Source organism: Micropruina glycogenica (assembly GCF_900289045.1).
Taxonomy (GTDB): Bacteria; Actinomycetota; Actinomycetes; order Propionibacteriales; family Propionibacteriaceae; genus Micropruina; species Micropruina glycogenica.
Genome location: NZ_LT985188.1, coordinates 3667702 through 3682035 on the forward strand (window position 1 = coordinate 3667702; position 14334 = coordinate 3682035).

The window sequence follows — 14334 nt, forward strand, 5'->3', positions numbered from 1 at the left end:
GTGCTACTATGGGTGACTGGGAAAGGGGTCTGCATAAGATGACTTTTGAAGTCGGTGAAACGGTGGTCTACCCCAATCATGGGGCGGCCGTCATCGAAGACATAGAAACCCGCACGATCAAAGGCGAAGACAAGCTCTATCTCGTCTTGCGCATTGTGGGCCAGAACGATCTGGTGGTCCGAGTCCCGGCACAGAACCTCGACGAGATCGGCGTCCGCAACGTTGTTGACGCCGATGGTCTCGCGCGGGTGTTCGACGTGCTCCGGGCACCGCACACCGAAGAGCCGACCAACTGGTCGCGGCGCTACAAGGCCAACCTCGAGAAGTTGCACTCCGGCAACGTGCTCAAGGTGGCCGAGGTCGTCCGTGATCTGTGGCGGCGCGAGCGTGAGCGTGGGCTGTCCGCGGGCGAGAAGCGCATGCTGGCCAAGGCTCGTCAGATCCTGGTCTCTGAGTTGGCGCTGGCCGAAAAGGTCGAGGAGGACCGCGCCGAGGTTCTGCTCGATGAGGTTCTCGCCTCCTGAGCTGATTCAACGCAAAACCGCCCGTCGCGCTGAGTGCGCGGCGGGCGGTTTTGCGTTCTGCGGTGTCAGTGGATAGCTCTCGCAGACAATGCACAGCCGCCGTCGTCGATCGAGCTTGTCGAGATCCCAGGCGTCGGGGTCTCGACCAGCAGCATCCGTCATCCCGGCGAACGCCAGGATCTCGTAGGGCCGCCAGGCACCTGGATCTGCAAAAATATTCACGATACGCATACACTTGCATGTGTTGTGCGGCGTGTCTTAGGGTTCGAGCCATGGACGCAATGGACGCGTACCGCACCATGTGGCGGATCCGCCTCTTCGAGGAAGCGGTTGAGGATCTGTACGGGCGGGGCATGATGCACGGCACGATGCACCTCTCGATCGGGCAGGAAGCGGTGCCCACCGGCGCCTGCGCCGCCCTGAAAGACGGTGACCAGATCACGTCCACCCACCGCGGGCACGGCCACTGCATCGCCAAGGGGGCCGACCTGGGCCGCTCGATGGCCGAACTGCTCGCCCGCGACAACGGCTACTGCCGGGGCCGCGGCGGCTCGATGCACATCGCGGACGTCGCCACCGGCAACCTGGGCGCCAACGGCATCGTCGCGGGCGGTCCGCCGATCGCCGCCGGTGCGGCGCTGAGCAACAAGCTGCGCGGCACCGACCAGGTGTGCCTGTGCTTTCACGGCGACGGTGCCGTGGGCGAGGGCGCCTGGCACGAGGCCATGACGCTGGCCTCGATGTGGAACCTGCCGGTGGTGTTCATCTGCGAGAACAACAAGTACGGCATGTCGATGTCGAGCGAGAAGGCGTTCAAGGTCGAGCACATGAGCGACAAGGCCGCCGGCTACGGCATTCCTGGTGAGACCGTCGACGGCAACGACGTCGAAGCCGTTCACGAGGCCGTCGCCCGGGCGGTCGCCCGGGCGCGTGCCGGTGAGGGACCCACCTTCATCGAGGCGCTCACCTACCGGTGGCGCGGCCACTCCAAGTCCGACAAGAACCTCTACCGCACCAAAGAGGAGATCGCGCAGTGGCGCGCGGACGACCCGATCGCCGCCTTCGCCGCCGTGCTGCACGACCGTGAAGAGGTCACCCAGGAGCAGCTCAACGCGGTGCAGGACGAGGTGCGCACCGAGATCCGCGAGGCCGTCCGGTTCGGCACCCAGGGCGAGGAGCCCACGGTCGAGGCGATGATGGCCGGCATCTACGCGCCGTCCCCGGTTGACCCCCGGCCGCTGGAGGCCCGGGCATGAGCCGCACGATGACCTACGCCGAGGCGGTCCGTGAGGCCATGGCCACCGCGATGACCAACGACGAGCGCGTCTTTCTGATGGGTGAGGACGTCGGCGTCTACGGCGGCGCTTTCGGCGTCAGCAACGACCTCTACGAGCGCTTCGGCACCGACCGCGTGCGCGACACCACGATCAGCGAACTCGGCATCGTCGGCATGGGCGTGGGCGCCGCACTCACCGGCATGCGGCCGATCGTCGAGATCCAATTCTCCGACTTTCTCTGCCAGGCCATGGACCAGGTGGTCAACCAGGCCGCCAAGCTGCACTTCATGGTGGGCGGCCAGGCCGAGGTGCCGCTGGTGATCCGCGCCCCTGGCGGCTCCGGCACCGGTGCGGCCGCGCAGCACAGCCAGTCGCTGGAGGCCTGGTTCGCGCACGTGCCCGGGCTGAAGGTGGTGATGCCGAGCAACGCCACGGACGCGGGCTCGCTGCTGCTGGCGGCGCTCGACGACCCCAACCCGGTGCTGGTGCTGGAACACAAGCTGCTCTACAAGCAGAGCTTCGAGGTGCCCGACGAGTTTCCGTCCGCCCGGCTGGGCGAGGGCCGCATCGAACGCGAGGGCAGCGACCTGACCATCGTCGCCACCTCGGTCGAGGTGCAGCGCTCGGTGCAGGCCGCCGAACAGCTGGCCGAGCAGGGCATCAGCGCCGAGGTGATCGACCCGCGCACGATCAAGCCGCTGGATGTACCGCTCATCCTACAGTCGGTGGCGCGCACCGGCCGGGTGCTGCTGGTGCAGGAGGCGCCGAAGTTCGCCGGGTTCATGGCCGAGGTGGCCGCCACCATCGCCGAGTCCGAGGTGTTCGGCGACCTGCAGGCGCCGATCCGCCGGCTCTGCGGCCTCGACACCCCGATTCCCTACAGCCCCACGCTCGAGAAGGCGTCGGTGCCTCAGGTCGATGACATCGTCCGCGAGGCCGCGGCCCTGGTCGGGGAGTGGTGAGATGCCCCGCATTCCGCTGCTGATGCCGAAGATGTCGATGACCATGGAGTTCGGCACCGTCGAGCAATGGCTGGTCGAGGTCGGCGGGCCCGTGAGCGATGGCGACGCCGTGGTGGTGGTGACCACCGACAAGGTCGACATGGACGTGGAGTCGACCTGCGACGGCACGCTGGCCGAGATTCTGGCGCAGTCGGGCGACCAGGTGCCGGTCGGCGAGCCGATCGCCTACATCGAGACCGAGAAGGACGACCTGCTGGGCGACCTGTTCGCGCCCGCCGCCGGCGAGGGGGCCTCAACAGGCTCGACCAACGGTGCCGGCGAAGCCGACTCGGCTGCGCCGGTCGATGCTGTGTCGGACGAGCCCGTGGACGCTCCCCAACCGGCGGCCCAGATCCCGGCGTCCGCCGGGATGACGGAAGCGTCCGCCGGGATGACGGAAGCGACCGAGCGTCCGCGCGCCGTGCCGCTGGCCCGCAAGCTGGCCGCCGAGGCCGGCATCGACCTGGCATCGGTGCAGCCGCAGGGGCCCAACCGTACGATCCGGGCCCGAGACGTCAGGGCTGCCCTCGAAAGCGCGGCCCCGCCCAACCCGGCCGTCATCCCGGCGCACGCCGGGATCTCGTCCGCGGCAAGCGCAACCAGCGGTGGGGTTTCGACAAGCTCAACCAGCGGCGAGCTGCTGGGCGACGCGAAGTCGCGGCGCATCAGGGTCGCCACCGCGCGAGTGCTCGATGCCACGGCACTCATCCCTCAGTTCACCGTGTGGCGGGCGCTCGACCTGACCCGCCTCGCGGTGGCCCGCAAAGCCTCCCTCAAGGGCGTGAGCTGGAACACCATCCTGCTGCGCGCCTACGCCCTGATGCTGCGCGAGTACCCCTCGCTCAACGGGCGCTGGAGCGGCGACGGCGTGCGCACCAACACCCACATCGGTGTGGCGCTGGCGATCGACACCCCCAACGGCCTGCTTGCCCCGGTGCTGCGCGACCCGCAGGATCTGGGCATCAAAGCCCTGGACGCGGCGATCAAAGACCTCGCCGCAGCCGTCAAGGCGGGCAAGGCCGACCCGAGCGTGATGGGGGGCGGCACCGGCACGGTGTCGAACCTCGGCAGCTTCGGCGTGCAGCGTTTCAACGCACTGCTGACCCCACCCCAGGCGACGGCACTGTCGCTGGGCACGGTCGAGGTACAACCGGTCTTCGACGCCGACGGGTCCATCAGGGCGCGCACGGTGTGCGAAGCGGGCCTGACCGTCGACCACCGGGTGGCCGATGGGGCGGACGCCGCCCGGGCGTTCGCCACCATGCAAGAGATTCTGGACGACCCCTTCCTGCTGCTCGGCTGAGCCGCAGGGAAGGGACGGCGCGAAGAACGACCTTCGCGCCGACGACAACTCGAAACATTTGAAAGGAGGGGATCACATGGGATTCATCGAATGGCTGGCGGAGGGCTTCATCGGCCTGTTCAAAGCGGCTGCTGAGAGCTTCACGGGTTTGGTGACCGGCATTTTGCCGTTGCTGATCGTGCTGTTGACCGCGATGTATGCGATCACCACGTGGATCGGTGAGGAGCGGGTCACCCGCGCGGTGCAGTGGGCGGGCAAGTACGCCGTCACCCGCTACACGATCATGCCGATCATCGCGGTGATCATGCTCACCAACCCGATGTGTTACTCGTTCGGACGGTTCCTGCCCGAGCGGCAGAAGCCGGCGTTCTACGACGCGGCGGTGTCGTTCGTGCACCCGGTTCTGCCGTTCTTTCCGCACGCCAACGCGGGGGAGCTTTTCGTCTGGGCGGGTATTTCAGCTGGCGTCGCAGCGATAGACCAAGGTGCGTTCGTCAGGCTGTCGGCGCTGTACTTCATCGTCGGCATCGTGGTGATTCTGATCCGCGGCCTGGTGACCGAATGGATCACCAAGTTGCTGATCAAGCGCGGTGGGCACGAGGCACGCTTCGCCGAGTTCGACGAGGCCTACGCGGCCGGCCACATTCAAGGGGGCCACGAATGAGTGAGACGACCTCGACGTACCAGACCGTCTCTATTCGTAAGGGTCGCGGCGGCTGGGGGGCAGGGCTCACCCTGACCCCCACTGATGAGAAAAAGATCGTGCTGTCGGTGACCGGTGGAGGCATTCATCCGGTGGCGCAGCGCATCGCCGAACTGTCGGGCGCTGAGGTGGTGGACGGCTTCACCAACCACGTCGCCGACGACCAGGTGCTGTGCGCAGTGATCAACTGCGGCGGCACCGCGCGCATCGGGGTGTACCCGCGCAAGCGGATTCCGACCGTGGATGTCTACCCGGGCGAGCCCGGTGGACCGCTGGCCCAGTTCATCACCGAAGACATCTTCGTCTCGGCGGTGACCCCGAACGAGGTGTCGGTGGCCGGTGACGTGGTGCAGGCGGCACCGGCGTTGTCGGAGCAGGTGAACGCTGCCGACTCCGACCGGGCCAAGTACGAGGCGCAGAAGGCCGAGGCCAAGAGCGCGGCCAAGGACGCCGGCGGCTTCACCAAGATGGTGGTCAGCTTCGGCGAGGCGATCGGTTACTTCATCAACACGCTGCTGAGCTCCGGCCGGCAGTCGATGAAGCTGGTGCTGAACACGATCATTCCGTTCATGGCGTACGTGTCGTTGCTGATCGGCATCGTCACCTACACCGGCGTCTCGAAGTGGATCGCCAACGGCGTGACACCGCTGGTCAGCAACCCGTTCGGCCTGGTGCTGCTCGGTGTGATCACCGCGATTCCGGTGCTGTCGCCGATCCTGGGTCCGGGTGCCGCCATCGCCCAGGTGGTCGGCGTGCTGATGGGTCAGCAGATCGCAGCGGGAGCCCTCCCGGTGCAGTACGCGCTGCCCACCCTGTTCGCCATCAACGGCCAGGTCGGCTGTGACTTCGTGCCGGTCGGCCTGTCGCTGGGCGAGGCCGAGCCCGAGACGGTGTCGGTGGGTGTGCCGGCGGTGCTGTTCAGCCGCCTGATCACCTCGCCGGTCGCGGTGATCCTCGCCTACCTGGCGTCGTTCGCCATCTGATCGGTTGGTCGAGCTGTGTCGAGACCCGTTCGCGGGTCGAGGCCGGACGTGGGGCGAGATCCCGGCGTCCGCCGGGATGACGGAACCACCTCGTCATCCCGGGCAGCCTCGTCATCCCGGCCTTGCCCCGGGATCTCACAGGCAGACCTCATCGACCTCGATGGGTCTCGACAAGCTCGACCAGCAGAGTCAGACTCAGCCATCCATCCATCCACACACTCCGATCTACCCCCACCGGACGCGCGAGCGTCCCACGACTGAAGGGACCAACCCAATGGCACAGCAACTGTGGTCGGCGACGATCGACCGACTGGGTGAGTTCACCGCCGAGCTGTTCGAAGGCGGCTGCTACATCCTCTTCGGCGAGCCGCTGCCGGAGGCGCTGGCCGAGGTGAGCATCGTGCACACGACCCGGCAGGCGCCCACCCGTCCGATCGCCGCAGGCGACACCATGCAGTTGGGCGGCGTCGAGCTTCGACTCGATGAGGTCGGCGACCTCGCGAACGTGAACCTCACCGACCTCGGCCACATCGTGGTCTATGTCAACAGCCCCGAACAGCCGCTGCTGCCGGGTGCGGTCAAGGCGTCCGGCCCTGATCGTCCGCACCCCACCGCCGGGTCGTCGATCGTCATCGCGGGGGAGTGAGCCAGTCGTGGGTTGGGAATTCCCGGCGATTCTCGGTGGCGCCCTGGTGGTGTCGCTGCTGCTCGGCCTGTGGCAGCAGGCCCGCTATGCGCGCTCGGTGAACGCGATGGTCAAGCAGCACCACGGCAAGGGCCGCATTCTGGTCACCGGTCGTGGTCTGGGCAGGCTGAAGGGCACCATCGTCATGCTCGTCATCGACGATGCGGCCGATGAGGTGCTGGCCGCCAGCAAGCTGCGCGGCACCACGATCTTCGCCACCGCCAAAGACGCTCCCGACCTGCTCGGCCCGGTCGCCACGTTGCGTGAGCGGGCCGGCGACAAGCAGACCGGCAAGGCCATCGACATGGCACTCGACCAACTGAAAGCAACCCGCGCCCGGGCGGGTGAGAGCCGGGTCGTCACCCCGCCGCCCCCCGCCGGCACGGCCAGAAGAAAGGTACAACGATGAGCTACAGCAAGCGGCTGCAAGAGCGCGAGCGGGCCACCGGACGCCCCGTCAGGGTTGGTGTCGTGGGCGCCGGCCAGATGGGTTCGGGCCTGGTCGCCCAGATCAATCGCGTGCCCGGGCTGGTGATGTCTGCGGTGGCCGACATCGACATCACTCGGGCCGAGAAGGCGCTCGCCGGTGCCGGGGCCGAGCAGGTGACCACCACCGACGACCTCACCGACGCCGCGGCCGCCATCGAGCGCGGCCAATCGGTGGCGTTGAGCAACGGCATGGCGCTCACCAAGCTGCCGCTCGACGTGATCGTCGAGGTGTCAGGTGTGCCCGACGTGGCGGCCGAGATCGCCTACGCCGGCCTGATCGCGGGTAAGCACACCCTGCTGATGACCGTCGAGGCCGACATCACCGTCGGTCTGCTGTTGGCCGGCATGGGCAACAAGCCGGGCGGCCCCATCTATGCCGTCTGCCGCGGCGACGAGCCGCCCGAGTGCCTCAAACTGATCGAGTACGCGCAAGACATCGGCCTGCAGGTCGTGGTGGCGGGCAAGGGCAAGAACAACCCGATGCGGCCCACCGACACCCCCACCGACGTGGCCGACGAGGCCAGGGCCAAGGGCATGAACCCCAAGATGCTGTGCTCGTTCACCGACGGCAGCAAGACCCAACTCGAGATGTGCGCGCTCAGCAACGCCACCGGCTACCCGGTCGACGTGCCCGGCATGCACGGCGTGGCCTGCTCGGTCGACGAACTGGCGCTCAAGCTGGTGCCCGAGGGCGTCGGCGGCGTGATGAGCACCGAGGGCCCGTTCGTCGAATACGTCACCGGCAACGTGGCACCCGGCGTGTTCGTGATCGCCAAGTCGACCAACGACGTGGTCACCCATGAGCTCGACTACCTCAAGCTCGGGAAGGGCCCCTACTACGCGTTGTACCGGCCCTACCACCTGGCGTCCATCGAGGCGAACCTGTCGATCGGCGAGGCCATCATCGACGGCCGCTCGACCTTTCACCCGATCGGCTGGACCAGCGAGGTCACCGCGGTGGCCAAGTCCGACCTGGCGGCGGGCACGAAGCTCGAAGGCATCGGGGGCCACCACGTGCACGGCTTCACGGTGCCGGCGACCGACGCCAAAGCGGCGGGTGCGGTGCCGATCGGCCTGATCGCCGGGTGCACGCTGGTGCGCGACGTCGCCGCCGGCGCGACCGTGACGTACGCCGACATCGAGCTGGACGAGGGCCGTCCCATCGTCGCGATGCGGCGACTGCAAGATGCGATGCTGGCCACCGGCACGCTCGGCTGACCCCGGTCGCCGTACCCGTCACCCAGGCACCGCTCGATAGCGTGAGAGAAGGGCAACCATGGCCGCCGGTCGCTCGCTCGACACCCTGGTCAGGGCCGCGCGCCTCTACTACGAAGACGGTCTGTCGCAGGGCGAGGTCGCGCGGCGGCTCGGCCTGTCGGGGGCAACGGTGTCGCGGGTGCTGGCGCAGGCCCGCGAGCAGGGCATCGTCGAGGTGCTCATTCACGACCCCCGCTCGCCCGTGCAACGCGTGCACGAGATCGAGCAGCAACTGATCGAACGCTTCGGGCTGGCCGACGCGCGCGTAGGCGTCGCCTCGGCCGACACCGGAGCTCTGCGGCTGGTCGGACGGCTGGCCGCCGACCTGTTCGGTGAGCGGCTGGGAGCCATGCGCACCGTGGGCCTGAGCTGGGGCACCACCCTCGAGGCGTTCGTGGCCGAAGTGCCGCACCGGGTCGTGCCGTTCATCAAGGTGCTGCCGCTCACAGGGGGAAACCCCGGCCTAGACACGGCCTCGGCCGGCGGCACGCTGGTGCAGGCTCTGGCGCGGCGCTGCGGCGTCTCGGCCGGGCGGCTGATCGCACCGGCCGTGGTCGAATCGCCCCACACCAAGGCCGTGCTGACGTCTGAGTCGGGCATCAAGGCAGCGCTCGAGGTGGCCGCCACGGTCGACCACGCGTTCGTGGGCATCGGCACCATCGGGGTGCGGTCGTCGGTCACCATCGTCGAAGACATGCGGCTGAACGACGCCGAACTGGCCGCCTTTCTGGCGCAGAAGCCGGCGGGCGACATCTTGGGCCGGTTCTTCGACGACAGCGGCGTCGAACTCGGCGCGCCCACCTCTGAGCGCATCATCGGGGTGACCCTCGACGACCTGCGCTCCGTGCCCTGCGTGGTCGGGCTGGCCGCGGGGCAAGAGAAGGCCCGCGGCGTGCTGGGCGGGTTGCGCACCGGCGTGGTGAACGTTCTGGTGGTCGATCTACCCCTGGCCCAGGCGGTGCTGCAACGCGGCGCGGCGGGTTGACCCGGTCGGCCTGAGGGGCGCGGACCGCAGACCTATACTGCCGCTGTGCTTCTTACGCGGCCACTGCCTCCTGCCGGCTGCGCGACGCCCGTACGGCGCCTCGCTGCGTTCTCATCGGTCAACACACCACGACCGCGCGCCGTTCGCCCGGGCGACCGCTGATGGCCACGACAACAGAGCCGATTCCCGCGGTCATCGTCGCCGCGGGGCGCGGCGTACGCTTCGGCGGCCCGATTCCCAAACCGGTCACCACCCTGGCCGGCAAGGCCGTCGTCGCCATGTCGGTCGAGGCCATGGCCGCGGGCGGGTGCACCCACGCGATCGTGGTGATTCCCCGCAACGGCGAGCACCATTTTCAGCCCGTGCTGGCCGCCTCGCCGATTCCCGTCACCCTGGTCGAGGGCGACGAGACCCGGCAGGCGTCCGTGCGCCAGGGCATCGCGGCGATCCGCATGAAACCCGAACTGAAGGGCGCCCATGTGGTGCTGGTTCACGACGCGGTTCGTCCACTCGTGCCGGCCACGGTGGTGGCCCGGGTGATCGGCACCATTCGCGGGGGAGCGGTCGCGGTCGCGCCGGCGATTCCGGTGGCCGACTCGATTCGTGAAGAAACCGACGACGGACGCCTGGTGATCGTCGACCGCGAACGGCTGCGGGCCGTGCAGACCCCGCAGGGCTTCGATCTGGACGTGCTCGAGGCCAGCCACGACTACGCCGACGAGCAGCAGATCGCCTGCACCGACGACATCTCGGTGTGTGAGGCCGCCGGCCACCCGGTCAGGCTGGTCAAGGGCGCGATGACCTCGCTGAAGATCACCTCGGCCACCGACCTCGACCTGGCCCACGCCTTTCTCAAGCTGCGCGCCGGCTTCGGGCGGCACTCGTTCCGCCGGGTGCTGCGGCATCGTCCGTTCGCCTGGGTGGTGAAGCCGGCCGAGCCTGCGCCGGTGATCAGGAGCCCCGAATGACGCTGCCCCGGGTGGGCATCGGCAGCGACGTGCATGCGCTGGCCGACGGCGTGCCCATGTGGGTGGCGGGTCTGCACTTCGCCGACGAGCCGCGCGGCCTGGCCGGCCATTCCGACGGCGACGTCGCCTGCCACGCGATCTGTGACGCCCTGCTGTCAGCGGCCGGGCTGGGCGACCTGGGCAGCACCATCGGCACCGACCGCCCCGAATGGGCGGGTGCCTCAGGGGTGCGGTTGCTCACTGAGATCGCGGTGCTGGTGCGGGCCGCCGGGTTCGAGATCGGCAACGTGGCGGTGCAGGTGATCGGCAACCGTCCGCGGCTGCTGCCGCGCAGGCGCGAGGCCGAAGAGTTGCTGTCGGCCACCCTCGGCGCACCGGTGTCGGTGGCGGGCAAGACCACCGACGGGTTGGGGCTGACCGGGCGGGGTGAAGGCGTGGCCGCGCTGGCGACGGCGTTGATCGTCGCGTCATGACCGACCCGATCGCCCTGTGCGCCGAGGGCGAGGCGGCCTGGCATCGCTTCGCCTACGACTCGCTGGGCTCCGGCTGGGCCGATGACGGACGACTGGCCCGCGCCGCCGACACCGTGCCCCACCCGTTTCTGCTCGGAGCGGTCACCCTGACCCCGGACGCCACCGTGCCCGATGAGGTGCCCGGCATCGTCTGCGACAGTTATGCCCGGCTGAGCCTGCCCGGGCGGCGGGCCGAACCGACCGGCCACTGGATGGTGCGCTCGGGCGGCGCGGCCGCACCCGTGTCGTCCGTGCCCGGCCTGAGCATCCGCCGGGCCGAGACCGACGACGACGTGGTCTGGTTCGAGGCGGTTGCCTTTCTGGCCGCCGACGGCACGCCGCCCTCACGCATCGGCGAGTTGCACCCGGCCGGCAGTCAACGGCAGCCGGGCGTCACGCTGCTGGTCGCCGAGATCGACGGCGAAGGGGTGGGCACCGCGTTGTCGATCGTGACGCCGCGGGTGAACAACATCGGTGCCGTGGCGGTGATGGCGGCGCAACGCGGCCGCGGCATCGGCTCACTGCTCACCGAGGCGGCCGCTGCCGTGGCACCCGAGGTGACCGCGACCCTGTCGGCCACGCCTCTGGGCCGCGGCGTCTACGCCCGGTTGGGTTTCACCGAGGTCGGACGCCCGCTGCACCACCACCCGGTCTGAACCACCCGCTGGTCGAGACGCTTCTATGTCTTGTCAAGGGTGGTCGTGTTGAGGTGTCGGAAGATTTGGCGGGCGATGTAGCGCTTGAGGCAGCGTCGGATTCGGGGTTTGGTTTGGCCTTGCTGTTTGCGTTTCTTGACGTAGGCCTTGGTGGTTTCGTCGTGTCGCATGCGGGTGTTCGCGATGGAGTTCAGGGCTGAGTTGAGTTGTCGGTCGCCGGTGCGGTTGAGGCGATGATCCTTGGAGTTGCCCGAGGAGATCTCCAGGGGGCAGACGCCGCCGATCTTGGCGAAGCCGGCTTCGTCATGGATGCGGCCGGGGTGAGACCAGACGGCGAGCACAATGGCGGCGTTGATGGGTCCGAGGCCGGGCAGGTCGAGCAGGGTTGGTTCGAGTTCACGCACGAGGGCGTTGATGGCTTTCTCGTTGCTGTCGAGGTCGGCGTCCAGGGTGTGGATGCGGGTGGCGAGGCGGTGCGCTTCGGTGCGGGCGATCCGGGCCAGGGTGGTGTCGGTGGGCCGCTTGCGCCAGCCCGCAATGAGGCTGATGTGGACCTTGTTGATTCCCTTGCGGGCATCGATGTCGAGGTTGTGGGTGCGTAGCAGCGCGGTGAGCTGGTTCTTGGAACGGGTCCGGTCGCGTCGCATGCTGTCGCGGGCGGTGAGCAGGATCTGCAGCGCGGCACGGGTATGGCCGGCGCGTCGGTCGGCGAGCCGTTCGCTGTCCTTGGGTAACGCGCCGCGGGCAGCGACCAGGGCATCGATGTGGTCGTTCTTGCCGCTGCCACGAGCCCGTTTCGGCGAGGGTGCGTCGACGACCCGGTAACCGCGTGCGGCGAGCAGCTCGGCTGCCTGGGCGCCGTAACTGCCGGTGCCTTCCATGCTGATCAGCACCTGGTCGACAGCTGGGTTGTCGTCAACACTGGTGCGGCGGCTGATCCAATCCACGGCCCGCAACAAGCCCGCGGCATGGGTGGGGAACTTCCCGTGGGTGATCTGGCCGCCGCTACGGGTCTCCACGATCGCGTAATGATGAGTGGCGGCGTGGGTGTCCACACCCACCACATAGGTGTAGGTATCTGCAACGATGGCCATCGGTGTCTGAGCCTCCTGTTTTCGGGATGTTGGGCATCGAGCCGGTCGAACCGGCGCGGCCATCCCGGGGAAAGAGTCACCCGTGGCGTTACTGTGATCGGTCACCCCGCCAAAGCGGTGGGACGGGCTTCTATCAGGCCAACGAGTGGGCCGGGATGGTCGGCCGGTTCTCCGTGCACGAGCCGGACAGATCTCGACCAAGACACCCCGCACAATTGCGGACGGTCAGCTTGTCGAAGGGTCACGACCCGCACACGAACAACCGGTCCCACCACCCTGCCAGCTAGCCCCAGGCCAGCCACCACCAACTCTCACAGCTTGTCGAGACCATTGGTTGAGCTTGTCGAGTCCCCCATGGTGCGTCTGCTGCCGCGGAGCGGCGCCGCCCCTGTGCCGCCTTTGCTGGACTGCTCGGCTAGCGCCTCGCAATGCGCAAACGCCCGACCACGCCCTGACAGGGGCGCCCCCGCACCGCTTTGAGCTGCTCCGTGCGCAGGCCGACCCACCGTTGGGGAAGTTTGCCGAGACCTCGTTGGTCGAGGCGTCGCTACCCGTCGGTCGAGCTTGTCGAGACCTACGTGATGCGGGTCGTTCCACTACCTCGCCACGGTCTCGACACGCTCGACCAGCGCCGACGCTCAGCGCACCTGGCTGTCGCGCGCGGTGTAGGTGTTGCACTGGCCGATGTCGCCGTTGGCGTTCAACCCGGTTTCGAACCACTTCTGCCGGGTGGCGCCCAGGCCGTGGCCCTCGTCGATGTTCTGCTTGCCGGTGAGCACGTCGTCGCCGATGTTGTAGGCGATCTGCTTCAGGGCGTCCAGGTCGCTGTTGCTCAAGCCCTGGCTGTCGCCCACCGAATTCACCCAGATGCCCGCCATGCAGTCGGCCTGCATTTCGAGCCGGCGCGAGTAGACGTTCGCGGCGGCCTTGGTGGTGGCCTTCTGTTCCCACGCCATGCTCGAGATGCCGATGCCGGTGCGGTACTGAATGGCGTGGCCGAACTCGTGCGCCAGCACCATCTCCATCAAGAACCGGCTGGTGCGCAGGCTGGGCGAGAAGATCCTCGGCAACTCCATGCCGTAGTAGATGCGCTGATCGGCGCCGCAGTACACGGCGTTCTTCAGGTCGTCCAGCTTGCCGCAGGCGGTCTGAATCGGCTGGCTGTAGGCCGCGGCCGGCGGCCTGGGCATCAGGAACCCGGCCTTCTGCATCGGTGTCTGCCACACCCGCACCAGACACGAGGTGAGGTCTTGCAGATGCGCGTTCAACTGCGATTCGGACGCGTTCACGGCATCGATCGGCTGCAGGTCGGGGCAGGCGGTCGGAACGGCGACCTGCTGGTCGTACACCTTGTTCTTCTGCAGCCACTCGGTGGCCTCGCTGTAGGTCTTGGGCTCGGGCAGGTCGGGCGGGTCGAGGTCGGGCGGCGGCGGGCTCCAGGTGTCTTGCGGTTGGGGTGAGGTGCCCTGCGATCCGCCCAGCATGTTGGCCACCACGATGGCGGCCAGCAGTACACCGCACAGCACGACCAGCGTCACCAGAATGCGGCTCAGCGGGTTGAGGCCCTGGGGTGCCCGGTTGAACTGACCCGGCTGCTGATAGCCGGGGCGTTGCGGGTAGCCACCGGGTTGCCGAGTGGGTACCTGCTGATAGCCACCGGGTTGCTGATAGCGGCCGCCCTGTGGGTAGCCGCCCGGCTGCTGGGGCCAGGCGGGTTGCCCGAACGACTGCTGCGGCCGGTTCCACCCCTGCGGCTGTTGCTGACCGCCCCAGGGCGACGGGTACTGCTGCTGGGGCCCGTACTGCTGCGTCACGCGAACACTGTAACCGTCGGAGCGGGTCGATCAGAGCCCCCGGGTGGCAGCAGATCGCTGGGTGGGCAGCACTCGAAGCGGCA

16 protein-coding genes are annotated in these 14334 nt (G+C 68.3%); 13 read left to right on the forward strand and 3 right to left on the reverse strand.

Annotated features, from left to right (window positions below):
• The first annotated feature begins 38 nt into the window (after positions 1-38).
• Complete coding sequence (locus tag MPLG2_RS17280) at positions 39-524, forward strand: CarD family transcriptional regulator (protein WP_105187221.1); 486 nt, start codon at positions 39-41, stop codon at positions 522-524.
• Between the two features lie 6 nt (positions 525-530).
• On the opposite strand, the gene MPLG2_RS18705 is transcribed toward MPLG2_RS17280, so the two are convergent.
• Positions 531-755 carry a hypothetical protein gene (locus tag MPLG2_RS18705; protein WP_158681311.1) on the reverse strand — a complete coding sequence of 75 codons (225 nt, stop codon included), beginning with the start codon at positions 753-755 and terminating at the stop codon, positions 531-533.
• Positions 756-796: 41 nt separating this feature from the next.
• Here MPLG2_RS18705 and MPLG2_RS17285 point away from each other — a divergent pair, with 41 nt between their 5' ends.
• The 12 genes from MPLG2_RS17285 to MPLG2_RS17340 all read left to right on the forward strand — a co-directional run bounded on the left by MPLG2_RS17285 (position 797) and on the right by MPLG2_RS17340 (position 11343).
• The gene (locus MPLG2_RS17285) at positions 797-1780 is read left to right on the forward strand and encodes a thiamine pyrophosphate-dependent dehydrogenase E1 component subunit alpha (RefSeq protein WP_105187222.1); all 984 of its coding nucleotides are present in this window, start codon (positions 797-799) and stop codon (positions 1778-1780) included.
• On the forward strand, positions 1777-2763 hold the full coding sequence (locus MPLG2_RS17290) for an alpha-ketoacid dehydrogenase subunit beta (protein WP_105187223.1): 987 nt from the start codon (positions 1777-1779) through the stop codon (positions 2761-2763). Before MPLG2_RS17285 ends, MPLG2_RS17290 begins: the two co-directional genes overlap by 4 nt.
• A 1-nt stretch (position 2764) precedes the next feature.
• Positions 2765-4105, forward strand: coding sequence for a dihydrolipoamide acetyltransferase family protein (locus MPLG2_RS17295; protein ID WP_105187224.1), 1341 nt, complete (start codon positions 2765-2767; stop codon positions 4103-4105).
• A gap of 76 nt (positions 4106-4181) precedes the next feature.
• The gene (gene srlA / locus MPLG2_RS17300; protein WP_105187225.1) at positions 4182-4769 is read left to right on the forward strand and encodes a PTS glucitol/sorbitol transporter subunit IIC; all 588 of its coding nucleotides are present in this window, start codon (positions 4182-4184) and stop codon (positions 4767-4769) included.
• Positions 4766-5791 carry a PTS glucitol/sorbitol transporter subunit IIB gene (srlE, locus tag MPLG2_RS17305; protein WP_105187226.1) on the forward strand — a complete coding sequence of 342 codons (1026 nt, stop codon included), beginning with the start codon at positions 4766-4768 and terminating at the stop codon, positions 5789-5791. Before srlA ends, srlE begins: the two co-directional genes overlap by 4 nt.
• A 274-nt stretch (positions 5792-6065) precedes the next feature.
• On the forward strand, positions 6066-6437 hold the full coding sequence (locus MPLG2_RS17310; protein ID WP_105187227.1) for a PTS glucitol/sorbitol transporter subunit IIA: 372 nt from the start codon (positions 6066-6068) through the stop codon (positions 6435-6437).
• A 7-nt stretch (positions 6438-6444) separates the two neighbouring features.
• Positions 6445-6885: a transcriptional regulator GutM gene (locus MPLG2_RS17315; protein WP_158681312.1), complete on the forward strand. Its 441-nt coding sequence runs from the start codon at positions 6445-6447 to the stop codon at positions 6883-6885.
• On the forward strand, positions 6882-8183 hold the full coding sequence (locus tag MPLG2_RS17320; protein WP_105187229.1) for an NAD(P)H-dependent oxidoreductase: 1302 nt from the start codon (positions 6882-6884) through the stop codon (positions 8181-8183). Before MPLG2_RS17315 ends, MPLG2_RS17320 begins: the two co-directional genes overlap by 4 nt.
• A 58-nt stretch (positions 8184-8241) precedes the next feature.
• Positions 8242-9207, forward strand: a complete 966-nt coding sequence (locus tag MPLG2_RS17325) for a sugar-binding transcriptional regulator (protein ID WP_105187230.1) — start codon at positions 8242-8244, stop codon at positions 9205-9207.
• Positions 9208-9365: 158 nt separating this feature from the next.
• Positions 9366-10175 carry a 2-C-methyl-D-erythritol 4-phosphate cytidylyltransferase gene (gene ispD, locus MPLG2_RS17330; protein ID WP_105187231.1) on the forward strand — a complete coding sequence of 270 codons (810 nt, stop codon included), beginning with the start codon at positions 9366-9368 and terminating at the stop codon, positions 10173-10175.
• A complete protein-coding gene (gene ispF / locus MPLG2_RS17335; protein WP_105187232.1) occupies positions 10172-10648 on the forward strand; it encodes a 2-C-methyl-D-erythritol 2,4-cyclodiphosphate synthase in 477 nt (158 codons plus the stop codon). The genes ispD and ispF overlap by 4 nt, the downstream gene beginning before the upstream one ends.
• The gene (locus MPLG2_RS17340) at positions 10645-11343 is read left to right on the forward strand and encodes a GNAT family N-acetyltransferase (protein ID WP_105187233.1); all 699 of its coding nucleotides are present in this window, start codon (positions 10645-10647) and stop codon (positions 11341-11343) included. Before ispF ends, MPLG2_RS17340 begins: the two co-directional genes overlap by 4 nt.
• Positions 11344-11366: 23 nt before the next feature.
• Here the strand turns inward: MPLG2_RS17340 and MPLG2_RS17345 are convergent, their stop codons facing one another.
• Positions 11367-12437, reverse strand: a complete 1071-nt coding sequence (locus MPLG2_RS17345) for an IS110 family RNA-guided transposase (RefSeq protein WP_158680754.1) — start codon at positions 12435-12437, stop codon at positions 11367-11369.
• Positions 12438-13075: 638 nt separating this feature from the next.
• Complete coding sequence (locus MPLG2_RS17350) at positions 13076-14251, reverse strand: neutral zinc metallopeptidase (RefSeq protein WP_105187234.1); 1176 nt, start codon at positions 14249-14251, stop codon at positions 13076-13078.
• Positions 14252-14334: the final 83 nt, after the last annotated feature.

What these genes read in the sequence shown, in the direction of transcription:
- MPLG2_RS17280 (WP_105187221.1), top strand. Translation starts at nt 39, where the DNA reads ATGACTTTTGAAGTCGGTGAAACGGTGGTCTACCCCAATCATGGGGCG.
- MPLG2_RS18705 (WP_158681311.1), bottom strand. Translation starts at nt 755, where the DNA reads ATGCGTATCGTGAATATTTTTGCAGATCCAGGTGCCTGGCGGCCCTAC.
- MPLG2_RS17285 (WP_105187222.1), top strand. Translation starts at nt 797, where the DNA reads ATGGACGCAATGGACGCGTACCGCACCATGTGGCGGATCCGCCTCTTC.
- MPLG2_RS17290 (WP_105187223.1), top strand. Translation starts at nt 1,777, where the DNA reads ATGAGCCGCACGATGACCTACGCCGAGGCGGTCCGTGAGGCCATGGCC.
- MPLG2_RS17295 (WP_105187224.1), top strand. Translation starts at nt 2,765, where the DNA reads ATGCCCCGCATTCCGCTGCTGATGCCGAAGATGTCGATGACCATGGAG.
- srlA (WP_105187225.1), top strand. Translation starts at nt 4,182, where the DNA reads ATGGGATTCATCGAATGGCTGGCGGAGGGCTTCATCGGCCTGTTCAAA.
- srlE (WP_105187226.1), top strand. Translation starts at nt 4,766, where the DNA reads ATGAGTGAGACGACCTCGACGTACCAGACCGTCTCTATTCGTAAGGGT.
- MPLG2_RS17310 (WP_105187227.1), top strand. Translation starts at nt 6,066, where the DNA reads ATGGCACAGCAACTGTGGTCGGCGACGATCGACCGACTGGGTGAGTTC.
- MPLG2_RS17320 (WP_105187229.1), top strand. Translation starts at nt 6,882, where the DNA reads ATGAGCTACAGCAAGCGGCTGCAAGAGCGCGAGCGGGCCACCGGACGC.
- MPLG2_RS17325 (WP_105187230.1), top strand. Translation starts at nt 8,242, where the DNA reads ATGGCCGCCGGTCGCTCGCTCGACACCCTGGTCAGGGCCGCGCGCCTC.
- ispF (WP_105187232.1), top strand. Translation starts at nt 10,172, where the DNA reads ATGACGCTGCCCCGGGTGGGCATCGGCAGCGACGTGCATGCGCTGGCC.
- MPLG2_RS17340 (WP_105187233.1), top strand. Translation starts at nt 10,645, where the DNA reads ATGACCGACCCGATCGCCCTGTGCGCCGAGGGCGAGGCGGCCTGGCAT.
- MPLG2_RS17345 (WP_158680754.1), bottom strand. Translation starts at nt 12,437, where the DNA reads ATGGCCATCGTTGCAGATACCTACACCTATGTGGTGGGTGTGGACACC.